The 16,425-nt window shown below is 31.8% G+C and carries 12 protein-coding genes; all 12 read right to left on the bottom strand.

From position 1 onward, the window contains the following. Window positions 1-2: 2 nt before the first annotated feature. The 12 genes from CPAL_RS11010 to xylA all read right to left on the bottom strand — a co-directional run bounded on the left by CPAL_RS11010 (window position 3) and on the right by xylA (window position 16,315). Window positions 3-1,271: an extracellular solute-binding protein gene (locus tag CPAL_RS11010; protein WP_106024620.1), complete on the bottom strand. Its 1,269-nt coding sequence runs from the start codon at window positions 1,269-1,271 to the stop codon at window positions 3-5. 11 nt (window positions 1,272-1,282) lie between these two features. Continuing rightward, window positions 1,283-2,995, bottom strand: a complete 1,713-nt coding sequence (locus CPAL_RS11005) for a methyl-accepting chemotaxis protein (protein ID WP_106024619.1) — start codon at window positions 2,993-2,995, stop codon at window positions 1,283-1,285. An 80-nt stretch (window positions 2,996-3,075) separates the two neighbouring features. Continuing rightward, window positions 3,076-4,662 carry a glycoside hydrolase family 43 protein gene (locus CPAL_RS11000; protein WP_106024618.1) on the bottom strand — a complete coding sequence of 529 codons (1,587 nt, stop codon included), beginning with the start codon at window positions 4,660-4,662 and terminating at the stop codon, window positions 3,076-3,078. Window positions 4,663-4,685: 23 nt separating this feature from the next. Then, window positions 4,686-5,705: a sugar ABC transporter substrate-binding protein gene (locus CPAL_RS10995; RefSeq protein WP_106024617.1), complete on the bottom strand. Its 1,020-nt coding sequence runs from the start codon at window positions 5,703-5,705 to the stop codon at window positions 4,686-4,688. 57 nt (window positions 5,706-5,762) lie between these two features. After that, window positions 5,763-6,767, bottom strand: a complete 1,005-nt coding sequence (locus tag CPAL_RS10990) for an ABC transporter permease (RefSeq protein WP_106024616.1) — start codon at window positions 6,765-6,767, stop codon at window positions 5,763-5,765. Further along, window positions 6,767-8,263 (bottom strand): sugar ABC transporter ATP-binding protein, encoded by a 1,497-nt coding sequence (locus CPAL_RS10985; RefSeq protein ID WP_106024615.1) that lies wholly within the window; start codon window positions 8,261-8,263, stop codon window positions 6,767-6,769. The genes CPAL_RS10990 and CPAL_RS10985 overlap by 1 nt, the downstream gene beginning before the upstream one ends. A gap of 204 nt (window positions 8,264-8,467) precedes the next feature. Continuing rightward, window positions 8,468-9,526, bottom strand: coding sequence for an aldose epimerase family protein (locus CPAL_RS10980; protein WP_061858929.1), 1,059 nt, complete (start codon window positions 9,524-9,526; stop codon window positions 8,468-8,470). 5 nt (window positions 9,527-9,531) lie between these two features. Beyond that, window positions 9,532-11,526: a transketolase gene (tkt, locus tag CPAL_RS10975; RefSeq protein ID WP_106024614.1), complete on the bottom strand. Its 1,995-nt coding sequence runs from the start codon at window positions 11,524-11,526 to the stop codon at window positions 9,532-9,534. Between the two features lie 62 nt (window positions 11,527-11,588). Further along, window positions 11,589-13,088, bottom strand: a complete 1,500-nt coding sequence (gene xylB, locus CPAL_RS10970) for a xylulokinase (protein WP_106024613.1) — start codon at window positions 13,086-13,088, stop codon at window positions 11,589-11,591. A 15-nt stretch (window positions 13,089-13,103) separates the two neighbouring features. Then, window positions 13,104-13,751: a fructose-6-phosphate aldolase gene (fsa, locus tag CPAL_RS10965; protein ID WP_061858926.1), complete on the bottom strand. Its 648-nt coding sequence runs from the start codon at window positions 13,749-13,751 to the stop codon at window positions 13,104-13,106. 31 nt (window positions 13,752-13,782) lie between these two features. Further along, window positions 13,783-14,934 (bottom strand): ROK family transcriptional regulator, encoded by a 1,152-nt coding sequence (locus CPAL_RS10960; RefSeq protein ID WP_061858925.1) that lies wholly within the window; start codon window positions 14,932-14,934, stop codon window positions 13,783-13,785. Between the two features lie 61 nt (window positions 14,935-14,995). Further along, on the bottom strand, window positions 14,996-16,315 hold the full coding sequence (gene xylA / locus CPAL_RS10955; protein ID WP_106024612.1) for a xylose isomerase: 1,320 nt from the start codon (window positions 16,313-16,315) through the stop codon (window positions 14,996-14,998). Between the last annotated feature and the right edge of the window lie 110 nt (window positions 16,316-16,425).

Raw genomic sequence — 16,425 nt, 5'->3', positions numbered from 1 at the left:
CCTTATTCCTCTAAGTTATTCATTTCTCTCGCAAACTCTTCTGGGGTTATACTTTTTTGAAATAGTTTATAGACTAAATCCTTATGCTTATTACCATTTTTCTCTCCAAGATAAATATCCCAATACAACATGTAGTTTCCATTATCACTAATATGTTTTAATTCTTTAGAAAGTTTATTTACATTTTTCTCATTGTAAGTATCTTTCCATGCAGGCAAGCCTGAACCAAACTCATAATACTGTTTTGATACATTTTTGCATATAAACTCTATAGCTTCTACAGCTTCTTTTTTATACTTTGTATCATTGTTTACCATTAAGTAATCTGAAGCTCCACCTAAAAATTCCTTATTATTTCCTTTGCCTCCTTTTATTATAGGAAATGTTTTTACTACAATTTTATCCTTAACTTTAGAGTTTTCTCCTTGTAGTTCTCCTATAAGCCAATTTCCAGTATAGTACATTGGTATCTTTCCCTCTTTAAATAGTATTTCTGATTCGTCTCTCATAAGTCTTAAACTTGCTTCATCAAAGGCCCCTAAATCTATAAGTTCTTTTAATTTATAAGCTGCTTTTAAAAATACGTTGTCTCTATCATTACCGTTTAATGCATCTTTAGAGGATTGTATTCCTACTTCCCGTAAAGCTAAAATGTCGTAATACATTATTCCAGTCCACTTATCTTGCTCTCCAACTAACAGTGGAGTTATTCCTTTTTCTCTAAATTTTTTAACAGCATACAAGAGCTCATCATAAGTATCTGGTATCTTGATTCCAGCCTTTTCAAATAATTCTGTGTTACAATAGAAGGTGCCAATTGAAAACGTAAGAGGTAATCCATATATTTTATTGTTATAAGTTACATTATTTAACACTCCATCCTTTACCTCTTTTATTGTATTACTGTTTAAATATTCGTTAAGAGGCAATAGCTTTTCCGTATCTACTAGAGGTTTCAAAAATCCTCCTCCCCAGGAATAAAATATATCTGGTAATTCATTTGTAGCAGCGGCAGTTTTTATTTTTGTTTTATACCTTTCATTTTCAGCGCTTTCAAGCTTTATTTGAATATTAGGATGATTTTTATTCCACTGGTCTACAACGTTTTCAATAATGACAGAATTACTATCTTCTGTCTTTTGAGACCATATATGCCACATCGTAAGAGTTATTTTTTTATTTTCTCCTGAATTGCTTATCTCATTTTTACCGCATCCTTGAAAACCAATAGATAATGCTAATATTAAAAAGATTGAAAGCAACTTTTTCATAGGCTCACCTCCTAAATGTGAAACTTATCAATTATTTTATTTAAACTTAGAGCCAATTCTTCTTGTCTTTGTGCATTTAATTCAATACCATCCATTTCCTTTACTAGACTATCTAAGTTTTCCACTATATTTTGAGAACTTTTATTAAACTCTTCCATTGTGAATACAAAATTTTGCGTAACATTGTTCACTTGATTTGCACTTATATTTATTTCATCAGTCATAGCTGCAATCTCTTCAGACATATTACTTACAAAATTAGCATCATTTTCATAAGATTTGCTAGAATGCATAATAAATTCATAATAAGACTTTACATTACTTTCTATATATTTTAATATATCTTCTGAATTCTCACACATGTAGATAAATGAATCTTCTACTTCTGATACAATATTCTGAATATTATTTATTGTAAATGCTGACTTTTCTGCAAGATTTCTAATAGAATCTGCAACCACTCCAAAACCTCTTCCAGCTTCCCCTGCTCTAGCGGCTTCTATAGCTGCATTTAAGGCTAATAAATTAGTTTGTGAAGCAATGTCAGCAATATCATGAGCCATATATTTTACTTTTTCAACTACTTTTCCTTTTTCCATTGCCTTTTTAATTTGATCATATTTTTCCAAGTAAATCTTTTCTGAAGCTTCCTTAGAAGCCTCTCCTTCTTCTCTGATTGAAATAGCTTTGGATTTTATCTCATATGACTTAGTACTTCCGTTACTAGCTTTTACAGATAACTCATTTAGATTTTTATCTATTTCCTCAATAGATACTGCAATCTCTTCAGAAGAAGAACTTATTTCTTGAAATCCTGATACTATTTCATTTATAAATTTGTCTATACCATATACCTTAGATTTTATTTCTTTTACTGTATCGTATAATTCCTTAGAAGATTTTCTAAGAGATAAAGAATTATCTATAATAATTTTTATGAGTTCTCGTACATTTTTTAAAGCTATATTAAGGTAATTTCCTACTTGTCCAAATTCATCTTTTCTATTTATATTTATTTCATTAGAAAAATTATATTTTGAAAGATTATTTGCATAATTCTTAATGTTACTTAATGATAGTATAATATCCCATGTCATAAAAAAGGCTAAAAGTACAGCAAATACTAATCCTATTATTACAAATAATACTATAGTTATTTTAGATCTGCTAAATATCCTAGCATTATTTTTATCTACTTCGTTAGCTTCATAAGAACTATAATCTATTAGCTTTTTCAAAGAATCTTCCATCTTAACTCTAGAAATATCCATATCTTTGCATTTCATTTCAATATCATTATACTTTCTTTGTTTAACATTACTCAACACTAAATTACCTTTTTCTTTATATTTTATAAAATTGGAATTAAATTTCTCTAATTCCTTTTTCTCGTAATCATCTAAATTTAAATTTTTATACTTTTCAATAAGAGAGTTATTTTCATTAATAATTCTATTGGTGTCCTGGATAACTTGATCTATCACCATATCGTCCTTATCGTAGAGTAGAATTAATATGTTACTTTTAACTTGAAGAAAGTTTTCATTAATCTTATGAAGAGTATCTATAGATGAAAATTGAATATTATACATACTTGTTGAAGCTAAATTAATCTTACGCAAATTTACTATACCTATAATTCCTACCAACAAAACTATTAAAGCTATTGATATGTAAGATATCATTAGCTTATATTTTACCTTAATTTTTGAAAGAAACTTCATATAACACACCTCCACATAAAATATTAGATGTAAAAATAAGGGCAAGGATTTTAAATTTAAAAATTCCTTGCCACATAGTATTAGTAAATTTCTTTATAGGTGAAATAATCAAAATCTGCTGGTATACTTTGTCCAGTTGCATCTAAGCAGCACATTCCAACAAAAGCTCCAGTAAAGAATCCTTCTCCTCTAACATAGTCATCTGATAATTTATTTGAATCAAATACTAAAGGAATGTCTTGCCATACTTTTTCATCAAAAGAATATGAGAACCTATATTCTTCCCTTCTAACTTCTACTTTAAAGTGAACTGTTTTTACATCTTCTGGTACAACTATTTTTTTATTTCTTAGAGGTTGTGAAAACTTGAAATTATCACATTCAATTAAGTCTATAATTCTTCCCTTCTCTTCATCATAGGTTACATTTAAATACACCCAGTTTTCTGTGTTGTAATAGCATACCAAGCCTGCTGATTGTTGAAAACTTGTAGGATTAAACTCAACACCTGTTATAGCGTCAAAATTAAAACTTTGCCATCTTCTTGCTACATGAGCTTGCACAAACTTAGAAGTTAAAGAATGTTTTCCATAAAGCCTTAAATATCCTTTTCTCTCTTTTAATGTCATTATTGATTCATCTAAAGGAACTCTAAGGGTCTGGAAATTTATATTTAGCTTATCTTCATCAAAATCATCTCTCTCAGGGTAATTCTTCTCCCATTTAACTTCCTTCATTTTAGGTGCTTCAACATATAAAGAAGGTTCATTTCCATTAACTACATATGGCCAACCGTCTTTCCATTCAATTTTTTGAATAGCTGTTTCTCTTCCAAGTGGACAGCAGCCTCTCTCTGTTAAAGGTCTTCCTACTAAATGAACTAAATACCACTCATCTGTATGAGTATGAACCAAAGATGCATGCCCAGCCTTCTGCAACGGAATATTTGGACTATTCCAAGAAGTTAAAATAGGATTTTCAGGATGAACTTCATATGGTCCGAATATACTCTTTGATCTTGCCACTGTTACGGCGTGCTCGTATCTTGTTCCTCCCTCTGCTACCATTAAGTAGTAATACCCATTTATCTTATATATATGAGGTCCTTCTGTAAGCTTTATACCTGTTCCTTTAAATATTATTCTTGACTTTCCTATTAATTTTTTATCCTTATGGCTGTATTCTTGAATAGCTATGCCGTAAAAAGGATGATTTCCTTGTCTGTGATCCCATACCATCTGCACTAAATATTTTTTTCCGTCATCATCATGGAATAGGGATGGATCAAAGCCAACACAATTTAAATAAATAGGTTCACTCCATTCTCCATCAATGGTATCGCAAGTCACTAAATAGTTTGGAGTATCCTTCCATATTCCAGATAAGCTTTTAACATCTGTATATATTAGCCAAAACTTATTATCTGAATAAGTTAAGCAAGGTGCCCATATTCCACCTGAATCAGGGTTTCCAATCATATTTAATTGGCTTAATCTGTTTAAAGGCCTATGGATTAAATTCCAATTTTTTAAATCCTTTGAGTGGTGTATTTGCACTCCAGGAAACCACTCAAAAGTTGATGTTGCTATATAGTAATCCTCTCCGCATCTACATATTGAAGGATCCGGATTAAATCCCTTTAATATAGGATTTTTAATTTTATCCATCACGTTTACCTCCTAAAATTGGGCTATTTAGTTTCTGTAGTAAACTGTTTTTGTTTTTCTTTTCCATACTCTATAATTTGATCTGCTGGTACCCATTTAACTGCTACAGGATAATTTTCATCTACATTTTCACCCTTTATTTTCTTATCTAAAACATCTATTACAGTTCTACCAATTGTATAAGAATCTTGGTCTACTATTCCTGTAATTAATCCACTCTTTACTCCATTTTCCCAAGTTGGTGTATAGTCAAATCCAAAGTGATATATCTTTCCAGCTTTATTTTGAGATTTTATTGCTTCCATTACTCCAGTATCAGGACCTTCTGATCCTAAAGAAAATACAGCTACCATATCTGGATTTGCAGTAATTTGTGCTTCTAATTGCTTTTTAGATTCTGCTGCTTGGTCATTATCTTGAATTGGCTCTAACCATACGAAGTTTTTAGCATCTGCTCCCATAGTTTCTTCAAATCCCTTTTTAATTCCTTCTTGTCTATAAGTCATAGTAGTTTGAGTTAGGTTTACAGCTACTAATGCAATCTTACCTTTTGAAATTCCCTTGCTCTTTAAATATGAAGCTCCTTGTTTTCCAAGCTCTTCTCCTGCTAATTTATTATCTGTTCCTACATATGAAGTTCTATTTTCTTTAGTCTTTACATCGGCGTCGAAGGTTACAACTGGTATACCTGATTCTTTTACTTCTTTAATCTTCTTATCAAACATATCTGGATCTATTGGTGCTACTGCTATACCTGCTGCCTCATTTTGTATACCTTCATCTACAAAACCTAAATGTTTTTCATTCTTTTGTGGTTCATTTGAAGGTGAAGTTTTAAACACTAGTTCATATCCTAATTCTTTAGCTCTATCTTGAGCGGCCTTCTTCATAGGTGACCAATATGCTCCTGTATCAACTATTGGTATAAAGTAAAGGGTTTTTTTAGCGTTACTAGCTGCTGTATCTTTTGCTCCGCCGCATCCTGTAAGTATTGAACTTGCAATTAAACCTGATGTTATAAGTGTAAGAATCTTCTTTTTCATAATTAATCCTCCTCATAAACTTTTAAATATTTTTAATATAATTTGTAAATACATCAATTAACTTTTTTTATTAAATATGCTTCTTTTTCTATAGAAATCAATAATTACAGCAACTACTATGATTGTTCCAGTAACGGCTTGTTGTATAAATGTATTAACTCCCATGATAGCAAGTCCACTTTGGAATACTTGTATAGTTAATATACCTACTATAGCTCCTCCTATAGTTCCTACACCGCCTCCAAATTGAGCTCCTCCTATAATTGCTGCGGCCATAGCAAACAAATCTAAACCATTAGCCTCACTTGGTGCTCCAACATTTAAGTTAGACATTAGCAATATACCTGCAATTGCTGCAAAAATTCCTTCTAAAACGTATACCTTTACAAAATGTTTATTTACATTTATTCCTGATAGTCTTGCTGATTCTTTATTTGATCCTATAACATAGGTATAACGTCCAAATCTTGTATTTTTCATTACATATGCCATAATTAATGTTATTAAGATAAACATTACTGTATTAGAATGTATTAATTTTATTCCTACTTTTGTATTTGAAAGACTATAAAACCAATCCGGTAATCCTTTAATATAAATTCCGTTTGTAAAAAATAGTATCAATCCTCTTATAAGATAACTTGTACCCATTGTAAGTATAAAAGGCTCTAGTTTAAACTGAGTAATTAATACACCATTAAATAATCCCCACATAGCTCCAATTAACAAGCATCCCACTATAACAATAATAGGGTTAAATCCCTTTGTAGCCATATAAGCTGCAGTTGTTCCTGTAAAAGCAGCAATAGCTCCTATTGAAAGATCAACTCCACCAATTATTAAAACCATTGTAATAGCAACAGTAATAATTCCTACTGTTGGAATTTGTCTTAAAAAGTTTGCAATGTTAGCATCACCTAAAAATTTAGGATTAAGACTTGAAAATATTATTACTAGCGCAACAAGCACTATATAAATTGAGTACTTTAAAAGTAAGTCTTTTATGCTTATACTTTTTAAATTTCCTGTAAGAACACTTTTATTATCAATATTTTTTTCCATTATATATCAGCACCTCCAACTGTAGCTAATTCCATTATTTTTTCCTGAGTGGCTTCATCTCTATTGAGTTCACCTGTTATTCTTCCTTCACACATAACATATACTCTATCTGACATTCCTAATAGTTCAGGTAATTCTGAAGATATCATAATAACCACTTTACCTTTCCTTACTAAATCGTTCATTATATCATATATTTCAGCTTTAGCTCCTACGTCTATTCCTTTAGTTGGTTCATCAAAAATAAATATATCTGAATTTGTATTTAACCATTTAGCAAGTACTATTTTTTGTTGATTTCCACCTGAAAGTGTTCCCGCCATAGTATCTAAATTAGATGTTTTAATTCTTAAAGCGTTTACGTATTTTGATGCTACTTCTTTTAATGCCTTATGATCTAAGAAAAAGTTCTTTAAACTTGTAATAGTTATATTATCTGCTACACTCATTATTAAGGATAATCCCTGTTTTTTTCTATCTTCTGTTAAAAGACATATTCCATTTTTAATTGCGTCTTCTGGTGACTTTATCTTAACCTTATTTCCATTTATTTTTATTTCTCCTCCACCTATTGGATCTGCTCCAAAGATTAGCCTCATAACCTCACTTCTTCCTGAGCCAACCAATCCAGCTATACCTAAAATTTCTCCTTTTCTAGCTTTTATATTAATATTCTTAATCTTACCAGTGGTATCGCATAAATCTTTTGTCTCTAAAACCACTTCACCTGGAGTGAAAATTTCCTTTGGAAACAAATCTTTAAGTTCTCTACCAACCATCATATTTATAAGCTTTTCTTGACTTATTTCCTTGATTTCACAGGTTCCTATAAAGGTACCATCCCTTAATACTGTGGCTCTATCACAAATATCAAATATTTCATTTAATCTATGTGATATATATATTGAGGCTACTCCTTCAGATTTTAATGTTTCTATAACCTTAAATAAGTTAGCTACATCCTTGTTTGAAAGGGATGTTGTTGGCTCGTCAAAAATAATTATTTTAGCATTTAAACTTATAGCTTTCGCAATTTCTACCATTTGCTTTTTTGCAGTTTCCAGTTCTCCAACTATATCTGTAGGCTTTATATTGATTCCTAACTTTTTAATTATTTTGTCCGTATCTTCATACAACTTTTTATAGTCAACAATCCCTAAAGCTTTATTTTTATAGGGCAGTCTTCCCATATATACGTTTTCAGCAACTGTTAAAGATTCTGCTAAATTTAATTCTTGATGAACAAATCCAATACCTAGCTCTACTGCTTTGCTTGGAGTAATAATTCCACAATCAACTCCTTCAACATACACTTTCCCCTCATCTTGTGCATGCACTCCACCAAGTATTTTCATTAAAGTTGATTTTCCAGCACCGTTTTCTCCTAAAAGACCATGTACTTCTCCTTTTCTTACTTCCAAGTTTACATTCTTCAGCGCATAAACTCCCGGAAATCGCTTGTGTATATTCTCCATTTTTAGGAATACACTATTCACCTTCTGACCACCTCAACTTTCTTAAAATCGTTTTCATGAGTATAGTATAAAAGTTTCAGAAAATTAAATATATATAATAATTTTACTTTTACCTTTGAAAATTTTACTTCTTTTATATAACAGCATTTATGAAATTTTACGATGATTTATATATTATAAAAGCCCCATGCTTAGCATTGATTTGCTTAGCATGAGGCTTCTTTTTTATCTATTAGAAAACTTATAAATAGTAGTATGCTTATACTCTTGTCCAGCTCTTAGTATAGGTGAAGGGAAATTCTTATAATTTATGGAATTTGGGAAATACTGCGTCTCAAGACATAGTCCCGCTCTTTTCCCATAGATTACATTTCCTTTTCCAACAAGAGCATTATCTAAAAAATTGCCAGTGTAAAATTGGATCCCAGGCTTTGTGGTGTAAACTTCCATAAATCTACCGCTCTTATCATCAAATACTTCTGCTGCTTTTTCTGGGCTATTCCCACTTACATTTAATACCCAATTATGATCATACCCTTTGGCAAAACGTATTTGCTCATAATCACTATCAATTTCATCTTTTATAGATGTTAACTTAGTAAAATCCATTGGAGTATCCTTTACATCTATTATCTCCCCGGTAGGAATAGCTTCCTCATTAGCTTCTGTAAACTTATTAGCATTAATCATAACCTTATGGTTTAAAATGTCACCAGAGGAATGACCAGATAAGTTAAAATAAGAATGGTTTGTAAGATTTACTATAGTGTCTTTATCAGAAACAGCAAAATAATCTATCTTAAGTTCATTATCATTAGTAAGTGTGTAAGTGACTTTCACATGAAGATTTCCTGGATATCCTTCTTCTCCATCTTTACTATTGTATATAAGTTGTAAGCACTCATTATTATTTTCTTTTATTATCTCTGCATTCCATACAACTTTATTAAACCCAATAATACCACCATGAAGATGATTTCTTCCATCATTTTTAGCTAACTCATATTTTTTACCATTAAGTTCGAAACATGCATTTTCTATTCTATTAGCATATCTTCCTATAATTGCACCAAAATATACAGTATCATCCATATATTTATCCAGACTATCATATCCAAGTACTATATCATCAAAATTCCCCTTATTATCAGGTACTTTTAAGGAGGTTACAATACCACCGTAATTTATTATTTCGGCTGTAATACCATTAAAATTTGTAAGAGTAAAAATATAAACTTCATTTCCATCTTGGGTATACCCGTAATGCTTTTTCAAAATACTCATAATAACTACTTCCTTTCAAGTAATTTAAGAGCTTTTTCAACTACATTATCTACTGTAAATCCGTATTCCTTAAATAGTTCCTCCGCTGGAGCAGAAGCACCGAATGTATCAATAGAAATAACATCTCCAAAGGAACCTACATATTTATGCCATCCCAAAGAACATCCTGCCTCAACAGCTAATCTTTTAGTTACACTGCTTGCTAGTATGCTTTCCTTGTATTCCTGGCTTTGCTTTTCAAATACCTCCCAAGAAGGCATGCTTACTACTCTTGTATCTACTTGTTTTTCTTTTAATACTTTTGCTGCCTCATAAATAAGCTCCACCTCAGATCCTGTAGCCATAAGTATTAAATCTGGAACCTCTTTTTCACTATCCTTTAATATATAAGCACCTTTTAAAGCTTCTTTTGAACTCTCCTCATATAGCGGAAGGTTTTGTCTTGAAAGGATTATAGCAGTAGGACCATCTTTTCTCTCTATTGCAGAATACCACGCTGCTGCTGTTTCCTTTGAATCCGCTGGTCTATATACGTGCATATTTGGTATACTTCTTAATGAAATAAGCTGTTCAATAGGCTCATGGGTTGGTCCATCTTCTCCAACACCTATGCTATCATGAGTTAAAACATAAATAACTGGAAGTTTCATAAGTGCTGATAATCTCATGGCCGCCTTCATATAATCAGAAAACACAAAGAAAGTAGCAACAAAGATTCTAAGTCCTCCATGTGCAGCAATTCCATTTGCTATAGCAGCCATAGCATGTTCTCTTACTCCAAAGTGAAGATTAGCACCATTCCTATTCTCAGCAGAAAAATCTCCTTTATCTTTCATATAAGTTTTATTAGAAGGAGCTAAATCTGCAGAACCTCCTATAAGGTTTGGTATAAGCTTAGCTAAACGATTTATAACTTCACCTGAGGAATTTCTTGTGGCCATCTTTCCTTCACTAAACTTCCAAAAATCTTCTCTATTTAAAATATCCACAGGAAGCTCATTGCTGTGCCATAGTTCCCATTCCTCAGCTAATTCTGGATACTTTTCCTTATAAGACTTAAAAAGCTTATTCCACTCTTCTTCAGCTTTTTCTCCATCTTTTCTAATTTTGTCCATATATTCTTTTACTTCACTTGGTACAAAGAATTCTTCAGTATATTGCCAATTCAAGAATTCCTTAGTCTTTTTAATATTTTCTAATCCTAATGGTTCTCCATGAGCAGCAGCAGTTCCCATTTTAGGGGAGCCATATCCTATTTGAGTTTTTATAGTAATTAGACTTGGCCTTTTCGTATCTTGTTTTGCTTTCATAATAGCTTCACTAATATCTTCTACACTATTGCCATCATTAACAACTATTACTTGCCATCCATAAGCCTTATACCTATCTTCTACGCTTTCTCTAAAAGCTATATCAGTATTTCCTTCTATAGATATATTATTAGAATCATATAATACTATAAGCTTGCTTAACCCTAGAGTGCCCGCAAGAGACGCAGCTTCTGCTGTTATTCCTTCCATCATGTCTCCATCCCCTGAGAGAACATAAGTATAATGATTTACTATTTCATACCCTGGTCTATTAAACTTAGATGCAAGATAGCTTTCTGCCAATGCCATACCTACCCCATTAGCTTGTCCTTGTCCTAAAGGTCCTGTAGTAATTTCAACTCCTGGAGTGTGACCATATTCAGGGTGACCAGGTGTCTTGCTCCCCTTTTGTCTGAATTGCTTTAAATCTTCTATTGTAAGACCATATCCAAATAGATGTAATAAAGAATATAAAAGTGCAGAGCCGTGACCAGCTGAAAGTATAAATCTATCCCTATCTACCCAGTTTGGATTTGATGGATTGTGTTTCATATTTTTTGACCATAATGTATACGCCATAGGTGCTGCTCCCATAGGAAGTCCAGGATGGCCTGAATTTGCCTTTTGCACAGATTCTGCTGAGAGTAATCTGATTGTATTTATTGATAAGTCATCTAAATATTTATTCATATTATCACTCCAATACTATTTTATTAAGACCTAAAGCATTTTTATTACTTTAGGTCTTTACTTTACTGCAGATTATTTATTTTTTTGAAAGACTCCTTTAGTGCAGGGTATAATCCTTTATATACATTATAAACTTTATTGTAGACTTCTACATTTTTAGGATTTGGTTCTGTTGAATCTGTAACTTTAATAAGCTTTTTGCAAGCTTCATCTACAGACTTAAATGCCCCACATCCTACTGCTGCTAATATAGCAGCACCATAAGCTGGACCTTCTTTGGAATTTATAACCTTTACCGTTACTCCGAATATATCGGCTAAAATTTGTCTCCATAAAGGACTCTTTGCTCCTCCACCGCTAACTCTAACTTCTTTTATGTCTACATTTAAACTCTTTAATATTTCTAGTGAATCTCTAAGTCCGAAACAAACACCTTCTAATATTGCTCTTGTCATATCTTCTCTAGCACTTGTAATATTTAATCCGAAAAATACTCCTTTAGCGTCTGGATCGCTATATGGCGTTCTCTCTCCCATAAGATATGGAAGGAAAACTACTCCATTTGCTCCTATAGGTGAACTATTTGCTTCTTCTAGAAGCTTATCAAAAACATCACCTTCAATGTCTTTATTTATATTTTCAACCCACCATTTTAAGCATGAAGCTGCTGAAAGCATAACTCCCATTTGATGCCATTTACCATTAGCATGACAGAAAGAATGTAGTCTGTTCTTTTCATCTACTTCATATCTATCACTGCTTGCAAAAACTACTCCAGAAGTTCCCAGAGATACAGATAGTATTCCTTCTTCAACCGTTCCAGTACCTACTGCTCCAGCTGCATTATCTCCTCCACCAGCAACTACTACTGTTTCTTCTGAAAGTCCAGTATATTCTGAAACTTCTTTAAGCACTTTTCCTGTAACTTCCCATGATTCATAAACCTTTGGAAGAACCTTTTCACTTATTCCTAGTACTTCAAGCATTTCCTTTGACCATTCTCTATTTTTAACATCTAGCATAAGCATACCTGAAGCGTCTGATACGTCTGTAGCATAGCTGCCTGTCAACTTAAATCTTATATAATCTTTTGGTAGAAGTATATGTTCAATCTTATTAAAGATTTCTTCTTCATGCTTTCTAACCCACAAAAGTTTTGGTGCTGTAAATCCTGCAAGAGCCATATTCCCTGTAAACTGTGATACTTTATCCTGGCCTACCTCTTTGTTTAAGTAGTCACATTCTTCCTGAGTTCTTTGATCGCACCATAGTATAGCTGGTCTTAGTACATTGTTTTCCTTATCAAGAAGAACAAGCCCGTGCATTTGTCCACTTAATCCTATACCTTTGATGCTTTCTCCTTTAATTTCTGAACTATTTATAAGTTCTTTTATTCCTTCTCTTGTAGCTGTCCACCAATCCTCTGGATTTTGTTCAGCCCATCCTATTTTAGGATAATTTACGTCATAATCCTTAGAAATAGAAGATACTACTTGTCCATTTTCATTCATAACTACAATTTTTACTGAAGAAGTTCCTAAATCTATGCCTAAAAAATTCATATTAAACACCTCATCTTATTTATTAAAAGCCTCTTCCCAATCTTTTTTAAACTTTTCTAGCCCCTCATTTGTTAGAGGATGTTTTACCATCTGCATTACTACTTTATATGGAACAGTAGCTATATGCGCTCCAGCCTCTGCTGCATCTATTACATGAATTGTATTTCTTATACTTGCTGATATAATTTGAGTGTTTATATTTTGAATCTTAAATATATTTGATATCTTTCTGATAAGGTCCATTCCTTCTGTTGATATATCATCTAATCTTCCTAAGAAAGGACTTACATAAGTTGCTCCTGCATTAGCAGCAAGTAATGCTTGAGCTGGTGAAAATATTAAAGTAACATTTGTCTTTATACCTTCCTTTGAAAGTACCTTTACAGCCTTTAACCCCTCACTAGTCATAGGTATTTTAACTACCATATTCTTATGAATTTTAGCTATCTCTCTACCTTCTTTAATCATACCTTCAGCATCATCACTTATAACTTCTCCACTTATAGGCCCGTCAACTATGCTAGCTATAACCTTTATAGTTTCCCAAAAGTCCTTTCCTTCTTTTGCAATTAGGGATGGATTAGTAGTAACACCACTTATCACTCCCATATCATTTAACTCTTTAATCTCATCTATATTTGCTGTATCCACGAACAATTTCATACAAAACATCTCCTTTTAACTACTATAAATACTAAACTCCAAATGTATCTATAATTGGTATTAGCGCTGCCCCTAATATATTTGAATCATTTCCGAGCAGTGAAAAAAGTATATTTACATTTTCTTTATTATAAAATTCGTTTTTATTAAAGGTTTTTGCCTTAAGTTTATCGCTAAAAATTGAAGAGTAATTGCTTATTTCTCCACCTATTACAATATAATCTGGATTAAATATAAATACTAAATTTTGTATGCCTTCCACAAGGTAATCGGTGTAATCCTCTACAACTTGCACAGCCTTTTCTTCACCAATCTCAAATTTCTTTATTATATCGCTTATTTTATTAACATTTTCCTTGCTTTTTTCATTATAATCTCTTATTAAAGCTCTGTTTGAAGCATAAGTTTCCCAACATCCTTTTTTTCCACAGTTACAAGTCCTACCACCTTTAATAATGGTCATATGTCCTATTTCTCCAGCCTTATTGTTTCTACCCTTATACATATCATTATTTATAATGATACCTCCACCTACACCTTCCGTAATTGAGATATAAATAAGATTGCTTAAATCCTTGGCAATCCCCAGTTTGCATTCTGCTAATGCTCCTGCATTAGCTTCATTCTCAAGATAAATAGGTAGATTAAATTCTTCTTGTATTTCTTTAAAAGATATATCTTTTAATCTGAAGTTGGTAGCTAGTTCTAATCTAAACTCTTTTTCATTTATAATACCAGGAAGAGAGAAACCTATTCCCAAAAGCTTTTTATGGACATCCTCACTTGTATCTAATAACTCTTGTATTAATCTTTTCATTATAGATAATACTTCTAAATTATTAATTTCTAATAATTCCATTGTTCTATCTTCGATTATTTTGCCATCTAAATTCACAAGGACAGCTCTTATATAGTCTCTACCTAAATCTACACCTATACTATATCTTGAATCAGGTAAAAATCTTATAATCACTGGCTTTCTTCCTCCTGTGGAAGTTGCCATTCCCGCTTCTTCAACAATTCCCTCTTCTTTAAGTTCTCCTACTATTGTTGTAACTGTAGTAACACTTATATCAAGCATTCTTGAAATATCTAATTTTGTTAATTCTCTTTCCTTAGATAAGAGTTTAATTATTCTTTTCTTATTATTAATTTTTATGTCACTATGCCCTAAAGTTCCCATCTTATCACCACTTATAAATATAATGTAGAGATAGAATTTATCTCTACATTATTTTACACTATTATTCGTTAAGTATATACTGATTTAATATAGATTCTAAAAGTTCTTGTCTTCCTGACTTATTTTTAATAACACTGTTATTTAGTGCGTATTTTTCAAGAGCTTCAAAATCTACTTTTCCTTCAACTATGTCTTTTCCTATTCCTTCTCTGAAACTGCTATATCTTTCTTCAACAAACTTCTCTAATTCTCTGCTTTCTAATAACTTATGTGCAACTTTTAATGCTTTAGCAAAAGTATCCATACCAGCTATATATCCAAGGAATAGATCTTCAACTTCAAATGAACCTCTTCTAACTTTAGCATCAAAGTTAAGTCCGCCTGGAGCTATTCCACCATTCTTTAACACTTCATACATAGTTAATGTTGCATCATATATATTAGTTGGGAATTGGTCTGTATCCCATCCAAGTAATAAATCTCCTTGATTTATGTCAAGGCTTCCTAATACTCCATTTATTCTAGCTACAGCAAGTTCATGTTGAACAGTATGTCCTGCTAAAGTAGCATGATTAGCTTCTATATTAACTTTAAAGTATTTATCTAAATCATACTTCTTTAAGAATGAAAGAACAGTAGCTACGTCAAAATCATATTGATGCTTTGTTGGTTCCTTTGGTTTTGGCTCTATTAAAAATTGACCTGTAAATCCTATTTTCTTAGCATAATCTACAGCCATATGGAAAAATCTAGCTAAGTTATCTTGTTCAAGTTTCATATCAGTGTTTAATAGGGTTTCATATCCTTCTCTACCACCCCAGAATACATAGTTTTCTCCGCCTAACTCTTTAGTAACTTCTAGAGCTTTCTTAACTTGAGCTGCTGCATATGCAAACACATCTGCATTGTTAGAAGTAGCAGCACCATGAACAAATCTTGGATTGCTAAACATGTTAGCTGTACCCCATAATAGCTTTTTATTATGTTTTTTCATTAATTCCTTACAGTAAGCAACTATTTCATCAAGATTTTTATTTGTTTCTGCTAAGTCTTTTCCTTCTGGTGCTATGTCTCTATCATGAAAAGCAAAGTATTCTATACCAAGTTTATCCATAAATTCAAAGGCAGCTTCCATTCTCATTTTAGCTAATTTCATTTTATCTGTTTCTCCATCCCATGGTCTTTCCATAGTTCCAGCACCAAATGGGTCAGTTCCTTCTCCAGTAAGTGTATGCCAGTAAGACATTGTGAAACGAAGATGTTCCTTCATTGTTTTGTTTCCTACAACTTCATCTGGATTATAATATTTAAAAGCAAAAGGATTTTTAGAATCTTTTCCTTCATACTTAATCTCTGGTACATTATTAAAATATTTACTCATTTATTTTACCCCCTATAAAATTATTTTTGAAATTGTTTTCACTTGCTGTGATTTTATTATAATACTTAATCAAAACTTTTTCAATATATTTTAAAAAGTTATTTTAAAAT

It is taken from the genome of Clostridium thermopalmarium DSM 5974 (assembly GCF_002995795.1).
In the GTDB taxonomy this organism is placed as follows: domain Bacteria; phylum Bacillota; class Clostridia; order Clostridiales; family Clostridiaceae; genus Clostridium_H; species Clostridium_H thermopalmarium.
The sequence above is the reverse complement of the archived record's forward strand: the minus strand, read 5'-3'. Positions and strand labels throughout refer to the sequence as shown.

Excerpts from the sequence above, each read along its gene's own strand:
- CPAL_RS11005 (WP_106024619.1), bottom strand. The coding sequence starts at position 2,995 with ATGAAGTTTCTTTCAAAAATTAAGGTAAAATATAAGCTAATGATATCT.
- CPAL_RS10995 (WP_106024617.1), bottom strand. The coding sequence starts at position 5,705 with ATGAAAAAGAAGATTCTTACACTTATAACATCAGGTTTAATTGCAAGT.
- CPAL_RS10980 (WP_061858929.1), bottom strand. The coding sequence starts at position 9,526 with ATGAGTATTTTGAAAAAGCATTACGGGTATACCCAAGATGGAAATGAA.
- CPAL_RS10960 (WP_061858925.1), bottom strand. The coding sequence starts at position 14,934 with ATGGGAACTTTAGGGCATAGTGACATAAAAATTAATAATAAGAAAAGA.
- tkt (WP_106024614.1), bottom strand. The coding sequence starts at position 11,526 with ATGAATAAATATTTAGATGACTTATCAATAAATACAATCAGATTACTC.
- xylA (WP_106024612.1), bottom strand. The coding sequence starts at position 16,315 with ATGAGTAAATATTTTAATAATGTACCAGAGATTAAGTATGAAGGAAAA.
- CPAL_RS11010 (WP_106024620.1), bottom strand. The coding sequence starts at position 1,271 with ATGAAAAAGTTGCTTTCAATCTTTTTAATATTAGCATTATCTATTGGT.
- xylB (WP_106024613.1), bottom strand. The coding sequence starts at position 13,088 with ATGAATTTTTTAGGCATAGATTTAGGAACTTCTTCAGTAAAAATTGTA.
- fsa (WP_061858926.1), bottom strand. The coding sequence starts at position 13,751 with ATGAAATTGTTCGTGGATACAGCAAATATAGATGAGATTAAAGAGTTA.
- CPAL_RS11000 (WP_106024618.1), bottom strand. The coding sequence starts at position 4,662 with ATGGATAAAATTAAAAATCCTATATTAAAGGGATTTAATCCGGATCCT.
- CPAL_RS10990 (WP_106024616.1), bottom strand. The coding sequence starts at position 6,767 with ATGGAAAAAAATATTGATAATAAAAGTGTTCTTACAGGAAATTTAAAA.